Source organism: Streptomyces sp. NPDC090032 (assembly GCF_044748025.1).
GTDB lineage: Bacteria > Actinomycetota > Actinomycetes > Streptomycetales > Streptomycetaceae > Streptomyces.
Map to the genome: position 1 here is coordinate 27,460 of NZ_JBIVFF010000003.1, position 16,927 is coordinate 44,386.

The following is a 16,927-nucleotide window of genomic DNA, read 5'->3' on the forward strand; positions in this document are numbered from 1 at the left end:
TCAGAGGCCTCCGTCGTGAGTGAGCAGGTGGAGCAGGGGCGCGTCGTCGGTGGGCAGCGGGTCGTCGGCCTCCCAGGCGCGGGCGAGCGCCCCGACCGTGCCGAGCTCGCCGACCAGGACCCCGCCGACGAGCCGGTCACCGCGGACGACGACCTTGCGGTACGTGCCTCGGGTGGCGTCGGCGAGCTGCACGACGTCGTCGCCGGGCAGCGCCTCGGGTTCCCCGAACGCCGCGAGGTCGAGCGGTCCCGCCTCGTGCGGCAGGGTCAGCCGGGTCAGGGTGCGGGTGCCCGTGTACGGGCGCAGGCGCCCGGAGAGCAGGTTCTCGGCGAGCGCGTCGGCCTGTTCGACGGCCGGGGTCGCGAGCCCGTAGACGCGGCCCGCGTGCTGGGCGCAGTCCCCGACCGCGCGCACGCGGGGGTCCGAGGTGCGCAGCTCGTCGTCTACGACGATCCCCTCGCGCACATCGAGCCCGGCCGCCGCCGCGAGCCCCGTACGGGGACGCACCCCGCACGCGAGGACCGTCAGATCCGTGCCGAGGACATAGCCGTCGGCGAGCTCGACGCGGCGCACGGCCCCGTCGACGACGCCCACGCCCCGCACCCGGCACCGCGTGTGCACCTCGACGCCGAGCGCGGTGAGGTGCTCGTGCACGAGGCGCGAGGACCGCGGGTCGAGCTGGCGCTCCATCAGGCGCTCGGACTGCTGCGTGAGCACCACCTGGGCGCCGCGCCGGGCGAGCGCACGGGCCGCGGACACCCCGAGGAGCCCGCCGCCGACGACGACCGCGCGCACCCCGGGAGCCACCGCCCGCGACAGGGCCAGGCAGTCGTCCATGGTGCGGAAGGCGTGCACGCCGCCCGGCAGCTCCGCCGCGCCCGGCGCGAACAGTCCGCGCAGAGGAGGGAGGACCGGGTTCGATCCGGTGGCGAGCACGAGGGTGTCGTACGGGACGCGGGAGCCGTCCTCGCAGCGCACCACCCGCTCGTCGCGGTCGATGCGGACGGCGCGGGTCCGCAGGTGGGTTCCGGTGTGGCGGGGCAGCGCGATGACATCGGCGCCGTAGCTGCCCGCGAGGACCTCGGCGAGCAGCACCCTGTTGTACGGGGCGTGCGCCTCCTCGCCGATGAGTACGGCGGCAGCGCCCAGGTGCCGGGCGAGCCGGGTGCCGGCGAGGCCGGTGCCGATCACCACCACGCGTCCGGGGTCCGTCACAAAGGTCATGCACGGCAGCCTGCGGGGCCGGTGTTACCCGGCCGCATCCCTCCCGTTTCCCGCGGGGAACGCTGCGCTCAGCGAGCGCGAGGGGGGAGTGTGAGGGCTCAGCGGCTGCCCGTCAGATGGGCGAACACCACGACGTTGCCCCGGTAACCGGTCTTCTTCGAGTAGCCGCCACCGCACGTTATGACACGCAGCTCGGGGCGGTCCGCCGCGCCGTACACCTTCTTGTCGGGAAAGGCGTTGGCGTCGTAGACCTCGACGGCGTCGACGGTGAACACGGCGACGGAGCCGTCGCGGCGGTCGACCTCGATGGTGTGGCCCTTGGCCAGCGCGCCCAGGTCGTAGAAGACGGCGGGTCCCTCGGCGTTGTCGACGTGTCCGGCCACGATCGCCGTGCCGCGTACGCCGGGCGCGGTCCCGGCCTCGTACCAGCCGGCCAGGTTCTTCTCCTTCGGCGGCGGCACGTCCAGGCTGCCCTGCGGGGTCAGGCCGAGCCCCGTCAGTGGTGCGTTCACCCGGATCTCGGGGATGCGGATGCGGTCGGGGGGCGAGGGGGAGAGGGGGGCCGCGCCGGGCGGCTCGCGGCCGGTGCCGGGGAGCTCGGACCCGGCCTGCGCCGTGGACGGCTGCGGCGGTCCGTGTATCTCGGCGCCCTGGAGCAGCAGCCAGGTGCCCAGACACAGGGCGAGAGCGGTGAGCGCGGCTATGAGCCCGTTGGAGACTGTGCGGCGGCGCGCCTGAGGCATCGGCTTCTCCAGATCGAAGTGGGTGGGGGTCGCCTTCCTCCCCCGGCCGCGCGAGGGGGGTGTGCGGCCGGGGGAGGAGGGGACAGGCGGTACCAGGGGGCCGGAGGGACAGCGGAGGTCGTCCGTCCGGCGCCCGTCAGAACCCTTCGCCTCTCGCCCGGCGATGCAGGAGCCAGGTACCGCCCGCGGCGGCGACGGCAAGCGCTGCCACACCCGCCGCGGTCATCGTCGGGTCGGTGCCGAGTGCGCCGCCGACCCCCGTCTTCACATGGCCCTTGGGCTGGACCTCTTGCTGGGAGGTGGCGAGCGTGACCATCAGATCGCCCGTCACCTGCCCGCCCCCGGAGCACTTCGCGACGATCTCGTACGTGCCGGGCTGCGCCGACGGCGGCACCTGGAACCGCCCCACGGCGTCCTTCGCCTCCGTGCCCGGGGCGAGCGTGAAGACGCCCGCGCCGACCGCGCTCGCGTCTCCGGCGGCGGCGCGGGCCGTGCCGCACGCGGTGGTGTTGACGGTGACGGCGGCGCCCGGCGCCGCGTTCGACGGGTACATCTGAAGGCCGCCCGAGCCGCCCTTACCGGCGTACACGGGCGCGGCGGTCAGTGCCACGGCGGCCGCGGTGAGCGCGGCAGCGGTCAGCAGGCGGGGTGTGCGCATCGTGTCGTGCTCCTCCGAGGGGGCACGGCCCGCGGCACCCTCAAGTGCCGCTGCGTCGGTCACGCCCCTGCCCTACCGAGGTAAAGGGCAATCGCCCCGGCACGCCTCCTGATGCACCACCAGAAAACCGGTGAAAGGGCGTCACCTGACGCCCCGGCAGATGCATTCCAGCAGGTCATCGACGTGTCGAAGAAAAGTGCCCGAAGAGGCGGCGGGCGCCGGTGAACGGGTGACCGGGCCCGCGCGGCGCCCGCTTGACCTCAACCAAGCTTCAGGTATCACAGTGGCGTCATGAACGCCACAGCCGTACAGGCCGCAGCCCCCGTTTCCGTCCCCACCGAGGCCCCCGTCCGGGCCGCCGTCGTCATCGGCAGCAACCGCGAGGGCCGCTTCGGCCCCGTCGTCGCCGACTGGCTCATGTCCCTGCTCGGGGAGCGGCCGGACTTCGCCGTCGACGTGATCGACGTCGCCGCCACCGACCTGCCCACCGCCCTCTCCTACGACCCGTCCGCCGAGGTGCGGGCCGAGCTGGCCAAGGTCACCCCGAAGCTGGCCGCGGCCGACGCCTTCATCGTCCTCACGCCCGAGTACAACCACTCCTACCCGGCGTCCCTCAAGAACGTCATCGACTGGCACCACGCCGAATGGCAGGCCAAGCCCGTCGGTTTCGTCTCGTACGGCGGCATCTCCGGCGGCCTGCGCGCGGTCGAGCACCTGCGCACCGTCTTCGCCGAGCTGCACGCCGTCACGGTCAGGGACACCGTCTCCTTCACCAACGCGGGCAGCCACTTCGACGAATCCGGCGCCCACCGCGACCCCGAGGCCCCGGCCGCCGCGGTGAAGTCGATGCTCGACCAGCTGGCGTGGTGGTCGAAGGCCCTGCGGGACGCGAAGGAGGTGCGCCCGTACGGCAGTTGAGGCCGGACAGCCGAAGACCCCCGCAGCCGACGACTGCGGGGGTCCTCGTCCATGCGCGATGTCAGCCCACGGACACGGCCGACCAGGTCGCGGCCACGGCGGCGTACTCCGCGCTGCCGGCCCCGTACAGGTCCTTCGCCGCGCTCAGCGTCGCCGTGCGGGCGCCCGCGTAGTTCGTCGAGGACGTCATGTAGACGGTCAGGGCCCGGTACCAGATCTTGCCGAGCTTGTCCTTGCCGATGCCGCTCAGCGTCGACCCGTTGCACGTCTTGCCGTTGTGCTGGACGCCGCCGATGACCTTCGGCCCGCTGCCCTCGGCGAGCAGGTACGCGAAGTGGTTGGCGACCCCGGACGAGTAGTGCACGTCGAGGTTGCCGACCGACGAGCTCCAGCAGTCGGCGGAGTTCCCGTCCTTGCTGGGCTGGTCCATGAAGCGCAGCGCCGCCTGGCCGAAGCCGGGCTTCACGATCTTCTCGCCGATGAGCCAGTCGCCCGGGTCGGAAGCGTTGTTCGCGTAGAACTCGACCAGCGTGCCGAAGATGTCGGAGGTGGCCTCGTTCAGGCCACCGGACTCGCCGGAGTACGTGAGCCCGGCCGTCTTCGACGTCACACCGTGCGACATCTCGTGCCCGGCGACGTCGAGCGCCACGAGCGGCCCGAACGTCGCCCCGTCACCGTCGCCGTACGTCATGCAGAAGCAGGTGTCGTCCCAGAAGGCGTTGTTGTAGTTGCTGCCGTAGTGGACGCGGTTGTACGAGCCCTTGCCGTCGCCGCCGATGCCGTTACGGCCGTGGACGTTCTTGTAGTAGTCCCACGTCGTGTCGGTCCCGTACTGGGCGTCCACGGCGGCCGACGAGCGGTCGGCGTTCGCGCCGGTGCCCCAGTGGTTGTCGGCGTCGGTGAACACCACCGCGGGAGCCCGGCTCCAGCAGATGGTCAGGATGCAGCCGTCGGTCTTGTTCTGCGCGTCACCCGAGTAGGTGCCGCCCCGCGTCGCGTCCTTGAGCTGGTACGCCGACCCGGACTGGGTCGTCTCCAGCGGTACCGTGCCCGAGTACAGGGACTTCCCGTCGCCGGTCGCGGTCTCGATGCTGTCCCAGGCGTCGATCTGCTTGCCGGTGGTGGCGTCGGTGAGGACCACGCGGGCGACCGGGTTGCCGAGCGAGTCCTTGCCCGCGGTGTCCGTGCGCCACGCCAGCTTCGGCGCGCCGTGCAGCGCGTCCACGACGAGCGCGGGCTTGGCGACGACCTTGCGCAGCAGCTCGCCCGGGTTGGCGGCGCGCAGGGCTGTGGCGGCGATGTCGGCGGCCTTCGGGGCGGGGAGATCCGGCGTCACGCTCGGCACGGCGAGGTCGCCGCGGACCGCGCGGTTCGCGGAGCGGTAGCCGCCGTCGCGGTTCAGATGGACGACGAAGTCACCGCCGAGAACAGGCAGTTGACGGTAGGTGCGGTTGTAGCGCACGTGCTGGGTGCCGTCGGAGTCGACGACGACGTCCCGCACGGAGGCGCCCTGCGCGCCGGTGATCCCGAGGCGGGCGGCCTCGGCGGTGAGCGCGGCCGTCGCGTGACGGACGGCGTCGGCCCGGGTCGGCGGGGTGCGGTCGCCGGAGTCGGCGCCCGCGGTGGGGGCGAGGGCGGCGGCCAGCAGGGTGGCGGCCGCCGTGGCTATGCCGGCGGTGGTGAGTCGCGATGTGGTCCGGGCAGGTCTCATCGGGCTCCTAGTGACGGCGCGCGGGCGCGCTGAGCGGGGTCACACTGATGTCGCCTCAGGTTTAAGGGTCCATGACATGTCATGTCCATAGCGCCTCTGTGGTAGAGCTGTGAATAGGTGTTCACGTGCAGATCGCGGATGCCGGAAACGCGAGAACGGCCCGAGCGCCTGAGCGCCCGGGCCGCCACCGACTGACGAACTCACCAGCCGATCAACTCAACTGAACTCAACCCGACTCACGTACCCAACTCACGTACTCACGTACGGAACTCGCCTGCGCAACTCACTTGCGCAACAGCAGCGTGATCCCGGCCACGACCACGCCGAGTGCGACGGCGCCGACGCCGTAGCCGAGGCGGTGGGACCGCAGGCCCGGCAGGAGGCGGTCGACGGCGATCCGGCCGGGGCCGGTCAGTGCGAGAGCCACCGCGCCGAGTGCGATCAGGAGCTCGTACTCGATGCCCTGCGGTGCGAAGAAGCCGCCGCCCCACTTCACGGCGATGGCGTTCACCAGCGTGCCGGCCACGGCCGCGGCGGCCAGCGGGGTGAGCAGGCCGAGCACGAGGCCGAGCCCGCCGAGGGTCTCGCTGAGCCCGGCGACCACGGCGAACGCCTTCGGCGACGGGTAGCCGGACGCGGCGAAGAACTGGCCGGTGCCGTCGATCCCGCCTCCGCCGAACCAGCCGAAGAGCTTCTGCGCGCCGTGCGCGGCCATGGTCAGGCCAAGGCCGAGGCGCAGTACGAGAAGGCCGAGGTCATAGGCGTGGGTGGGCGCGGCGGGGGTGGGGGAGCCGGGCGCGCGGAGCGGGCTGAGCTGGTTCGCGAGGGAGGTCACGTGGGGTTTCTCCTGACTCGGAATCGATACGCTTGAACTTTCAAGCTATGACCCAAGCTAACCGCCCGCCCGCCATGTTTCAAACGTGGAGCGCGCCGCCCCGGCGGTCACCGGCACCGGCACCGGCACCGGTGCCGGCGGCCTCGACGCGTACCGCGCACACCTTGAACTCCGGCATTCGGGACGTCGGATCGAGCGCGGGGTTGGTCAGGTTATTGGCGCGCCCGGCGCCGGGCCAGTGGAACGGCATGAATACCGTGTCGGGCCGGATGCCCGAGGTGATCCGGGCGGGTGCCTCGGCCCGCCCGCGCCGGGAGACGACGGCGACCGGCTCGCCCTCCGACACCCCGATCAGCGCGGCGAGCCGCGGGTGCAGCTCCACGAAGGGGCCGGGCGCGGCGGCGTTCAGCTCGGCCACGCGCCGGGTCTGCGCACCCGACTGGTACTGCGACACGACGCGGCCCGTCGTCAGATGGACCGAGAACTCGGCGTCCGGCTCCTCGGCGGCGGCCCGGTGCGCGACGGCGACGAACCGGGCCCGCCCGTCCTCGGTGGCGAACCGTTCCAGAAAGAGCCGGGGCGTCCCCGGATGCTCCTCTCCGGGACAGGGCCAGAACACCCCGTCCTCCTCGACGAGCCGCCGATAGGAGATCCCCGCATAGTCGGCGGACCCGCCTTCCGAAGCCAGCCGCAACTCCTCGAAAACCTCCTCCGGATCGGCCGGGAACCCCTTCTCCACCCCCAGCCGCCCGGCCAGCTCACGGAGCACCTCCAGATCGCTGCGCACCCCGTCCGGAGGCGAGAGCGCCCGACGCCGCAGCAGCACACGTCCCTCCAGACTGGTCACGGTCCCCGTCTCCTCGGCCCACTGGGTAACGGGAAGGACCACATCGGCCAGAGCGGCGGTCTCGGAAAGCACCACATCGGCCACGGCCAGAAAGTCGAGCGACCGCAACCGCCCCTCCACATGAGCGGCACGAGGTGCGGACACCACCGGATTCGACCCCATGACCAGCAGCGCCCGTACGTCACGCCCCAGGGCGTCGAGCAGCTCGTACGCGGAACGGCCCGGCCCCGGAAGGGAGTCGGGGTCGACGCCCCACACGCCGGCCACATGCGCACGCGCCGCCGGGTCGGTCAGCTTCCGGTACCCGGGCAGCTGGTCGGCCTTCTGCCCGTGCTCGCGCCCGCCCTGCCCGTTGCCCTGCCCGGTCAGGCACCCGTACCCGGAAAGAGGCCGCCCGGCGCGCCCGGTCGCGAGGCACAGGTTGATCCAGGCGCCCACGGTGTCGGTGCCCTTGGACTGCTGCTCGGGACCCCGCGCGGTGAGCACCATGGCGGCCTCGGGCTCGCAGAACATCCGCACGGCCTCGCGCAGTTGAGGCACGGAGACCCCGCTCACCCGCTCCACGTACTCGGGCCAGTGCGCCATCACGGCGGCCCGCGCGTCCTGCCAGCCGCTCGTCCGCGCCCGCACGAACTCCTCGTCGACCCGCCCCTCGGTCACCACGAGATGCAGCATCCCGAGAGCCAGGGCGAGATCGGTCCCGGGCCGGGGCGCGAGATGGAGGTCGGCGAGCTCGGCGGTGCGCGTGCGGCGGGGGTCGATGACGACCAACGTGCCGCCGTTCTCGCGCAGTTCGTTCAGATAGCGGACAGCGGGCGGCATGGTCTCGGCCATGTTCGATCCCACCAGAACCACACATCCCGTACGCGGAATGTCCTCCAGGGGGAACGGCAGCCCCCGGTCGAGCCCGAACGCGGCGAGCTGCCCCGCCGCGGCGGAGGACATGCAGAACCGCCCGTTGTAGTCGATCTGCGAGGTCCCGAGCACGACCCGGGCGAACTTCCCGAGCCCGTACGCCTTCTCGTTGGTGAGCCCGCCCCCGCCGAAGACCCCGCAGGCGTCGGGGCCATGAGCAGTACGCGTACGGGAGAGCCCCTCGGCGACACGATCAAGCGCCTCATCCCAAGAAGCGGCCTCGAGCGCGCCCCCTTTGCGCACCAGCGGTCCACTCAACCGCACCCCCGGCTCCAGAACGGCAGCGGCCGTACGCCCCTTCCCGCACAGGGCACCACGATTGACAGGAAACCCGGCACGCTCCGAGACCTCGACAGCGCCAGAGGCGGTCGGGACGAGATTCATCCCGCACTGAAGGGAGCAGTAGGGGCAGTGAGTGGGCGTAACAGTGCGCATGGGCCCACACTGCGCGCACGCTGTTACACGCCGGCCCGCGCCCGATTACACGACGGGCACGACGCCCTCTCAGCGGCACCGGCGGGACGGTGAGTACAACGGCGCATCAGCCGCGAGAGGTCGCGAGGGGACGGGGGGGGGGTGTCCGCCCGCCGCACGGAGGTGCAAGCGCCGGTCAAGGGACACAGGGGCGGAGGCGCCGCGATGGCGAGGACGGACACACCCCCGCGGCCCCGGCCCACGGCACACCCGGCGCATCAGCCCACCCGCCGCATCAGCGACGCCCGACCTCCCGAGCCCCCCGAGCCTCCAGAGCGCGAGCCTTCAGAGCCTCCCGAACCCCGGACTCCCGTTCCCCGAGAAACCGGGGATCGGGCCGGAACACGGAATCGGCCAGCGCCTTCCCCGCCGCGAACACCTCACGGGCCCCGCCGTAGTACCAGGTCACGTCGTGCCGGTCGTCGACGCCGACGCCGTACGACGAGACGCCCGCCGCCTCGCACAGGGCGACCGCGCGCCGGATGTGGAACCCCTGGCTGATCAGCACGGCCCGGTCGACCCCGAAGATCTTCTTGGCCCGCACACACGAGTCCCAGGTGTCGAACCCGGCGTAGTCGCTGACGACCGCCTTGTCCGGCACCCCGTGCCGGGTCAGATAGGCCCGCATCGCGTCGGGCTCGTCATAGTCCTGGCGGCTGTTGTCGCCGGTCACGAGGACCACCCGGATCCGCCCGTCACGGTAGAGCTGGGCCGCCGCGTCGAGCCGGTGAGCGAGATACGGCGACGGCTCGCCCGCCCAGAGCCCGGCCCCGAACACCACGGCGACATCGGTGCGCGGCGCATCGCCGACCGTACGCAGCCGGTCCCCGGTCACGACGAACATCCAGGTCGCGGGCAACAGCGCCAGCACACACACGGCCACAGCGCCCTGTACGAACTGCCGCCACCCCCGCCGCGTACGCGGCAACCGGATCCGCACCACTGACCACCCCTGCTGGAAAACGTCGTCGCACGACTGGACGCACGTTTCCGGCCGACCGGTTCGCGCAGCAACCGGCGGGTCCGCCCAACAAGCCCCTCACCCACCACCCTGGCCACACCCATGGCCACCACCCACGGCCAACGGCCAACCTCACACCCACCCGAACACCTGGTGAGCCCCGGGGAAGCGACCCGTCACCGCCCCGCAACGGCGCCGCAACCTCCCCCGGACAGGATCAGTTCATGACGGCGTCGAAACATCAGCGCGACGAGCCCACCGGCACCGCCCACCTCGACAGCACGGCGCAACTCCTGACCAGGATCACCAGCCAACTCGGCACGCAGCTCAGCCACGTACGGCTCGACGGCAGCCGCCGCACACCCCGGCAGACCCCACCCGCCCCGCCCGCCCTGGTCGTCGTGGCACACGGCAGCCGCGACCCGAGGGCGCTCGCCACGGTCCACGCCCTGCTCGACAAGGTGCGCGAGGAACGCCCGGGGCTTCCGGTCCACCTCGGCCACATCGAGCTGAACGAACCGCTGCTGACCGACACCCTCGCGGGCCTCGCCCCCGGCCGCGCCGTCCTCGCCCCGCTGCTCCTGTCCCGCGGCTTCCACGTGAAGCAGGACATCCCGGCAGCCCTGGCCACGGCTCCGCACCTAACAGCCCGCGTCGCCCCGCCGCTGGGCCCCCACCCCCTCCTCGTGGAAACGCTGTACGCCCGCCTGGTAGAGGCCGGCTGGGACCCGCGGCCAGACGCCCGTACGCGCAGGACCAGCGGCATAGTCCTCGCGGCGGCCGGCTCCCGCGACCCCGACTCGGCCGTCGACACGGCCCGCACCGCCGCGCTCCTCGCCGACCGTCTCGGCGTCCCGGTCGTGCCCGCCTACGCGAGTGCCGCCACGCCCGCCGTCCCGGCCGCGCTGCGTGCGCTCGCCGCCAGAGGACGGCACCGAGCCGCCGTCGCCGCCTACTTCACGGCGCCGGGCCGCTTCGCCACCCAGTGCGCGCAGGCCGCCCCTTGGATAGCAGCGGCCCCGCTCGGCGCGCACACGGCGATGGTGCGCCTTTTGCTCCACCGCTACGACACGACGCTCGCGTCCCCGGCGCGACCCGCCCCCGTACAGCGGCAGCTCACGCCGGCCTGACCGTTTGTCACCGCGTGCCTTTACTGTCAGTCCATGGAAGGCACGCACGAGACACCCGCAGCGAATTCGGCCCCGTCCACCCCCACCACCCCGTCCCACACCGTCGACCTGTCCGGCTACGACGCCGCGGCGGTGGAGCGCTGGGCCCCCGAGCCGGACAAACGCCCCGGCCGCACCGCCTTCCAGCGCGACCGCGCCCGTGTCCTGCACTCCTCGGCGCTGCGCCGCCTCGCGGGCAAGACCCAGGTGGTCACGCCCGGCACCATGAATCGCGCCTGGGACGCCAGCCCCCGCACCCGCCTGACGCACTCCCTGGAATGCGCGCAGGTGGGCCGGGAGCTCGGCGCGGCGCTCGGCTGCGACCCGGACCTCGTCGAGACGGCCTGCCTCTCGCACGACATGGGCCACCCGCCCTTCGGGCACAACGGCGAACAGGCGCTGAACGAGGTGGCGCAGGACTGCGGCGGCTTCGAGGGGAACGCGCAGTCGCTGCGCCTGCTCACCCGCATCGAACCCAAGCGCTTCGTCCACAGCACCGACAGCACCGACAGCGCCGATGCGGGCGAGCTGGTCAGCGTAGGCCTGAACCTCACGCGCGCCGCGCTCGACGCCGCGACGAAGTATCCGTGGCCCCGCGGCGGCCACCCCACCGACCCCGCCTCGCCCAAGTTCGGCGTGTACGAGGACGACCGCCCGGTCTTCGACTGGATCCGCAAGGAGTCACCCGAGCGACGCACCTGCTTCGAGGCGCAGGTCATGGACTGGGCGGACGACGTCGCGTACTCGGTGCACGACCTGGAGGACGGCCTGCACGCCGGCCACCTCGACCCGAACATGCTGCACGCCGAGCCCGAGCGCCGTGACATCTACGAGGTCGCGATCGGCCGGTACGTCCCGGCGGACACGGACCCCGAAGAGCTCGCGGCGGCGCTCGACCGCCTCCTCGACCAGGAGTGGTGGCCGCACGGCTACGACGGCACGGCCGTCGCTCAGGCCCGCCTCAAGGACGCGACGAGCCAGCTCATCGGCCGCTTCTGCCTCGCCGCGGAGGGCGCCACCCGCGCCCGGTACGGCTCGGGCCGCCTCACCCGCTACGAGGCCGAGCTGGTGGTGCCGCGCGCGGCCCGCCACGAGTGCGCGGTCCTCAAGGCGGTCGCCGACCGGTACGTGATGCAGCGCCCGCAGCAGGAGCGGCTCCGCGCCGACCAGCGCATCGTCGTGGCGGAGCTCGCCGAGGCACTCACCCGGCGCGCGCCCGACGGTCTCGACCCGCAGTTCCGCGCCCTGTTCGACACGGCGGGCGACGACCGCGCCCGCAAGCGCGTGATCGTCGACCAGATCTCCTCCCTCACCGACGCCTCGGCCCGCGAGCTGCACGCGCGGCTCACAGGGCCCCGTCCATGAGGGCTCTCCTCTTCGGCCGGCGGGGCCCTCGGGGCGCGCACCGCGCGGCGCCGCGGAGCGGGGTTCGTGCGCGTCGCGCTCCTGCGCACGGTCGCCGTCCTGGTCGCGAAACCGGCCGTCGACCACTGGGCGTGACGAAAAGATGCCCTGTTCGGACCATGCCCCCTTCCCGCATCACGCTCCGTGCGGGACGCTCGCATATGGCGCCATGGCAAAGAGGAGGCATCACGTGGTCGACGCGGATCAGACGTTCGTCATTGTCGGAGGCGGGCTCGCCGGAGCGAAAGCGGCCGAGACGCTGCGCTCCGAGGGCTTCAACGGCAGAGTGATCCTCATCGGGGACGAGAGGGATCATCCGTACGAACGCCCACCCCTGTCCAAGGGCTATCTCCAGGGCAAGGAGGAACGGGACAGCGTCTTCGTCCACGAACCGGCCTGGTACGCACAGAACGACATCGAGCTGCACCTCGGCCAGACCGTCGTCGCGGTCGACCCGGAGGTGAAGAACGTCCGGCTCGGCGACGGCACGGTCGTCCACTACGACAAGCTGCTCCTGGTCACCGGCGCCGAGCCGCGCCGCATGGACATCCCGGGCACCGAGCTGGCCGGCGTGCACCACCTGCGCCGCCTCGCCCACGCGGAGCGCCTCAAGGGCGTCCTCGCCTCCCTGGGCCGGGACAACGGCCACCTCGTGATCGCCGGCGCGGGCTGGATCGGTCTGGAGGTCGCCGCGGCGGCCCGCGAGTACGGCGCCGAGGTCACCGTCGTCGAGCCCGAGGCGACCCCGCTGCACGCGGTCCTCGGCCCCGAAATCGGCCAGATCTTCGCCGACCTGCACGCCGAACACGGCGTCCGCTTCCACTTCGGGACCCGTCTCACCGGCATCACGGGCCAGGACGGCATGGTCCTCGCCGCCCTGACCGACGACGGCGAGGAGCACCCGGCCCACGACGTGCTCGCCGCCATCGGCGCCGCCCCCCGCACCTCGCTGGCCGAGTCCGCCGGGATCGCACTCGCCGACCGGGCACACGGCGGCGGCATCGCCGTCGACGCCTCGCTGCGCACCTCCGACCCGGACATCTACGCGGCCGGTGACGTGGCCGCCGTGCAGCACCCCCTGTTCGGGACCCGGCTGCGCGTCGAGCACTGGGCCAACGCGCTCAACGGCGGCCCGGCTGCCGCCCGCGCCATGCTGGGGCAGGAGGTGACGTACGACCGCGTGCCGTACTTCTTCTCCGACCAGTACGACGTCGGCCTCGAATACTCGGGCTGGGCGCCCCCCGGCTCGTACGACCAAGTGGTCATCCGCGGGGACGCGGGCAAACGGCAGTTCATCGCGTTCTGGCTCAAGGGCGGGCGGGTGCTCGCCGGGATGAACGTGAACGTGTGGGACGTCACGGAGACCATCCAGGCCCTCATCCGCTCCGGTGTCAGGCCCGGGGCGGACCGCCTGTCGGATCCGTCCGTCCCGCTGACGGCGCTGCTCGAGGGGGAGGACGGGTGACGTGAGTGTCGGCGGGTCACCGTAGAATTCTTGCGTGGCAGGCAGGATCAATGACGAGGACGTGAAGGCGGTCCGGGACGCGGTCCCGATCGACGCCGTGGTGTCCGAGTACCTGCAACTGCGCAACGCGGGCGGCGGGAACCTGAAGGGCCTGTGCCCCTTCCACGACGAGAAGTCGCCGTCCTTCCAGGTCAGCCCGAGCAAGGGCCTCTTCCACTGCTTCGGCTGCCAGGAGGGCGGCGACACCATCACGTTCGTGATGAAGGTCGACCACCTCTCCTTCTCCGAGGTCGTCGAGCGCCTCGCCGGCCAGGCGGGCATCACCCTGCGGTACGAGGAGGGCGGCTACAACCCCTCGCACCAGCGCGGTGAGCGCATCCGCCTGGTCGAGGCGCACAAGGTGGCCGCCCAGTTCTACGTGGACCAGCTGGAGAGCGCCGAGGCGGAGATCGGCCGCAAGTTCCTCGCCGAGCGCGGCTTCGACCAGGCCGCCGCCGCGCACTTCGGTGTCGGCTACAGCCCGGCCGGCTGGGACCACCTCACGCGCTTCCTGCGCGGCAAGGGCTTCACCGACAAGGAGCTCATCACCTCCGGGATCTCCCAGGAGGGCCGCCGCGGCCCCATCGACCGCTTCCGCGGCCGCCTCATGTGGCCGATCCGCGACATCGGCGGCGAGGTCGTCGGCTTCGGCGCCCGCCGCCTGCGCGACGACGACAACGGCCCGAAGTACCTGAACACGCCAGAGACGCCGATCTACAAGAAGTCCCAGGTCCTCTACGGCATCGACCTCGCGAAGAAGGAGATCGCCAAGTCGAGCCGCGCGGTCGTCGTCGAGGGGTACACGGACGTGATGGCCTGCCATCTCGCCGGCATCACCACCGCCATCGCGACCTGCGGCACCGCCTTCGGCGGCGACCACATCAAGATCCTGCGCCGCCTCCTCATGGACAACGGCAGCGCCCGCGTGATCTTCACCTTCGACGGCGACTCGGCGGGCCAGAAGGCCGCCCTGCGCGCCTTCGAGGACGACCAGAAGTTCGCCGCCGAGACGTACATCGCCGTCGCCCCCGACGGCATGGACCCCTGCGACCTGCGCCTCGCCAAGGGCGACGGGGCGGTCGCCGACCTCGTCGAACCCCGCACCCCGCTCTTCGAGTTCGCCCTGCGCCACATCGTCTCCCGCTACGACCTGGAGACTCCCGCCGGCCGCGCCGCCGCCCTGGACGAGGCCGCCCCGGTCGTCGCCCGCATCAAGAACAGCGGAGCGCAGCACGAGGTGGCCGTCCAGCTCGCCGGCATGCTCGGCATCCTCGACACCCAGTTCGTCGTCAAGCGCGTCTCCCAGCTCGCCCGCTGGGCCCGCGACCGCGGCGGCCGCGGCCCCGCCCCGGCCCGCCCGCAGCAGTCCTACGAGGCCGTGGCGACGCGCGCGTCCGCCGCGGGCCCCGCCCTCACCCTGCGCAACCCCGTGTACGCCACCGAGCGCGAGCTGCTCAAACTCGCCCTGCAGCGGCCCGAGTTGGTCTCCCCGGCCTTCGACGCGTACGGCGTGGACGAGTTCACCGCCGCCCCGTACGCCGCCGTGCGCGAGGCGATCATCGAGGCGGGCGGCGCCGACCTCGGCACCCAGGACCCGCAGGCGTATCTCGTCCGGGTCCGGGAGGTGGCCCCCGACGACGCTGTGCGCGCCATGGTCACCGAGCTCGCCGTCGAGGCGATCCTGCGCAGATCCGTCGACGAGGTGTACGCGGGCCAGCAGCTCGTCGCCGTGCGCCGCCGCGCCGTCGACCGGCGCATCCGCGACGTCCAGGGCTCCCTGACCCGCCTGGGCACGCACGGCGACCCGGCGCGTCTGTCCGCCGTCCAGGAGGAGCTGATGGTGCTCCAGCGCTACGACAGGGCACTGCAGGACCTCGGCGCGCAGGCGCTCTGACCCTCAGGGCCTTCGTCGAGCTCCCGAACACCCGAACACCCGAGCTCCCGCCTGCCCGCGGTCCCGCTACGAGGTTCGCCCGCGGCCGGTTTCGTGCCGTCCGCCAAGGGGCAGGCGTCGTGCACGGTAACCGGGCGGTCACGCACCGGACTCAGAAAGTCACCGCACGCCCCTCGTGGCGGCGTTGTGTCGTACAGCACACTGGGTCCGGTGCCTGAGTCCTCGGAGCGCGGCCGGAACCCCGACAACGGGTCCGACACCCCCGCGGTTCCGCCTATCGCGTACGGGACGGACAGCGGTGTGGCCGCCGTCGCCGATCCCGGTGTACCCCTGCCGCACGCCTCAGCAGCGATCACCTTGGAGGTCGCCCCCGTGCAGACCCAGACCCTCAGCCAGACCGGTGCCGCGCGTCAGAGCGCCCAGGGCGCCCCCGCGCCGGACGCGGACGCGGAGGCTCTCCCGGCCGTCCCCCAGCAGAGGGGGCCGGAGAACCACCCGGACTCCGACCCACCCGAGGATCCCGCCGAACTGCGGGAGCAGGAGCGGGAGCGGGAGCAAGAGGCGGAGGCGGAGGGGGAGTCGGACCCGCGGGAAGCCGGACCCCGTCCGCCCGTCGCCCTCCTCCTCGACACCGTGGACGCCGAGACTCCCGAGCCCCCGCCCGCGCGCGGCCGCACCGACACCGGCGGGCCCTCGTCGGACCTCTTCCGCCAGTACCTGCGCGAGATCGGCCGGATCCCGCTGCTCACGGCCGCGGAGGAGGTCGACCTGGCCCGCAAGGTCGAGGCCGGACTCTTCGCCGAGGAGAAACTGACGGGCACCACCGACCCGGACTCCCAGCTCGCCATCGACCTCGACAAACTCGTCGTCATGGGCCGGATGGCCAAGCGCCGCCTCATCGAGGCCAACCTCCGCCTGGTCGTCTCGGTCGCCAAGCGCTACGTGGGCCGTGGCCTGACCATGCTGGACCTCGTCCAGGAGGGCAACCTCGGCCTCATCAGGGCGGTCGAGAAGTTCGACTACGCCCGCGGCTACAAGTTCTCGACGTACGCGACCTGGTGGATCCGGCAGGCCATGTCACGGGCCCTGGCCGACCAGGCCCGCACGATCCGGGTCCCGGTGCACGTCGTCGAGCTGATCAACCGGGTCGTGCGCGTCCAGCGCCGCATGCTCCAGGAACGCGGCTACGAACCCACCCCCGAAGAGGTCGCCGCCCACCTGGAACTGCCGCCCGAGCGGGTCAGCGAAGTGCTGCGCCTGGCCCAGGAACCGGTGTCGCTGCACGCGCCCGTCGGTGAGGAGGACGACGTCGCGCTCGGCGACCTCATCGAGGACGGCGACGCGACGTCCCCCGTCGAATCGGCGGCGTTCCTCCTCCTGCGCGAACACCTGGAGGCGGTCCTCTCCACCCTCGGCGAACGCGAACGCAAGGTGGTCCAGCTCCGCTACGGCCTCGCGGACGGCCGCCCCCGCACGCTGGAGGAGATCGGCCGCATCTTCGGGGTGACCCGCGAACGCATCCGCCAGATCGAATCCAAAACCCTGAACAAACTCAGGGACCACGCGTTCGCGGACCAACTGAGGGGCTATCTGGACTGACGCGGGGCAGCGCCCCCTAAGGGGCGCGGGGAACTGCGCGCCAAGCTACGAACAACCCGCACGCACAGCCC

Annotated in this window: 13 protein-coding genes; 6 read left to right on the forward strand and 7 right to left on the reverse strand. The window is 72.4% G+C overall.

All coding sequences use genetic code 11. From position 1 onward, the window contains the following. The 3 genes from ACIPWY_RS07155 to ACIPWY_RS07165 form a co-directional block, all read right to left on the reverse strand. On the reverse strand, positions 1-1,215 hold the full coding sequence (locus tag ACIPWY_RS07155) for an FAD-dependent oxidoreductase (protein ID WP_362900053.1): 1,215 nt from the start codon (positions 1,213-1,215) through the stop codon (positions 1-3). 107 nt (positions 1,216-1,322) lie between these two features. After that, positions 1,323-1,967 carry a class F sortase gene (locus ACIPWY_RS07160; protein WP_362899341.1) on the reverse strand — a complete coding sequence of 215 codons (645 nt, stop codon included), beginning with the start codon at positions 1,965-1,967 and terminating at the stop codon, positions 1,323-1,325. A 136-nt stretch (positions 1,968-2,103) separates the two neighbouring features. Further along, positions 2,104-2,625 carry a hypothetical protein gene (locus ACIPWY_RS07165; protein WP_362900055.1) on the reverse strand — a complete coding sequence of 174 codons (522 nt, stop codon included), beginning with the start codon at positions 2,623-2,625 and terminating at the stop codon, positions 2,104-2,106. 291 nt (positions 2,626-2,916) lie between these two features. Here ACIPWY_RS07165 and ACIPWY_RS07170 point away from each other — a divergent pair, with 291 nt between their 5' ends. Further along, positions 2,917-3,543, forward strand: a complete 627-nt coding sequence (locus tag ACIPWY_RS07170) for an NADPH-dependent FMN reductase (RefSeq protein ID WP_393705380.1) — start codon at positions 2,917-2,919, stop codon at positions 3,541-3,543. A 61-nt stretch (positions 3,544-3,604) separates the two neighbouring features. Here ACIPWY_RS07170 and ACIPWY_RS07175 read toward each other — a convergent pair whose 3' ends face one another. The 4 genes from ACIPWY_RS07175 to ACIPWY_RS07190 all read right to left on the reverse strand — a co-directional run bounded on the left by ACIPWY_RS07175 (position 3,605) and on the right by ACIPWY_RS07190 (position 9,184). Beyond that, positions 3,605-5,254, reverse strand: a complete 1,650-nt coding sequence (locus ACIPWY_RS07175) for a M4 family metallopeptidase (RefSeq protein ID WP_393705381.1) — start codon at positions 5,252-5,254, stop codon at positions 3,605-3,607. A 283-nt stretch (positions 5,255-5,537) separates the two neighbouring features. Continuing rightward, entirely contained in the window at positions 5,538-6,089 is a 552-nt protein-coding gene (locus tag ACIPWY_RS07180) for a DoxX family protein (protein WP_362899347.1), read from the reverse strand. Between the two features lie 79 nt (positions 6,090-6,168). Further along, a complete protein-coding gene (locus tag ACIPWY_RS07185) occupies positions 6,169-8,286 on the reverse strand; it encodes a molybdopterin oxidoreductase family protein (protein ID WP_401532429.1) in 2,118 nt (705 codons plus the stop codon). A gap of 274 nt (positions 8,287-8,560) precedes the next feature. Continuing rightward, complete coding sequence (locus tag ACIPWY_RS07190; protein WP_401532430.1) at positions 8,561-9,184, reverse strand: vancomycin high temperature exclusion protein; 624 nt, start codon at positions 9,182-9,184, stop codon at positions 8,561-8,563. Between the two features lie 326 nt (positions 9,185-9,510). Between ACIPWY_RS07190 and ACIPWY_RS07195 the strand changes: the two genes are divergently transcribed. From ACIPWY_RS07195 to ACIPWY_RS07215, 5 genes are all read left to right on the forward strand, one after another. Next, complete coding sequence (locus tag ACIPWY_RS07195) at positions 9,511-10,416, forward strand: sirohydrochlorin chelatase (protein ID WP_393705383.1); 906 nt, start codon at positions 9,511-9,513, stop codon at positions 10,414-10,416. A 33-nt stretch (positions 10,417-10,449) separates the two neighbouring features. Then, positions 10,450-11,820 (forward strand): deoxyguanosinetriphosphate triphosphohydrolase, encoded by a 1,371-nt coding sequence (locus ACIPWY_RS07200; protein ID WP_393705384.1) that lies wholly within the window; start codon positions 10,450-10,452, stop codon positions 11,818-11,820. A gap of 229 nt (positions 11,821-12,049) precedes the next feature. Continuing rightward, the gene (locus tag ACIPWY_RS07205; protein WP_362899357.1) at positions 12,050-13,324 is read left to right on the forward strand and encodes an FAD-dependent oxidoreductase; all 1,275 of its coding nucleotides are present in this window, start codon (positions 12,050-12,052) and stop codon (positions 13,322-13,324) included. 34 nt (positions 13,325-13,358) lie between these two features. Then, positions 13,359-15,257, forward strand: a complete 1,899-nt coding sequence (gene dnaG, locus ACIPWY_RS07210; protein WP_362899359.1) for a DNA primase — start codon at positions 13,359-13,361, stop codon at positions 15,255-15,257. Between the two features lie 210 nt (positions 15,258-15,467). After that, entirely contained in the window at positions 15,468-16,856 is a 1,389-nt protein-coding gene (locus ACIPWY_RS07215) for an RNA polymerase sigma factor (RefSeq protein WP_401532431.1), read from the forward strand. The last annotated feature ends 71 nt before the right edge of the window (positions 16,857-16,927 follow it).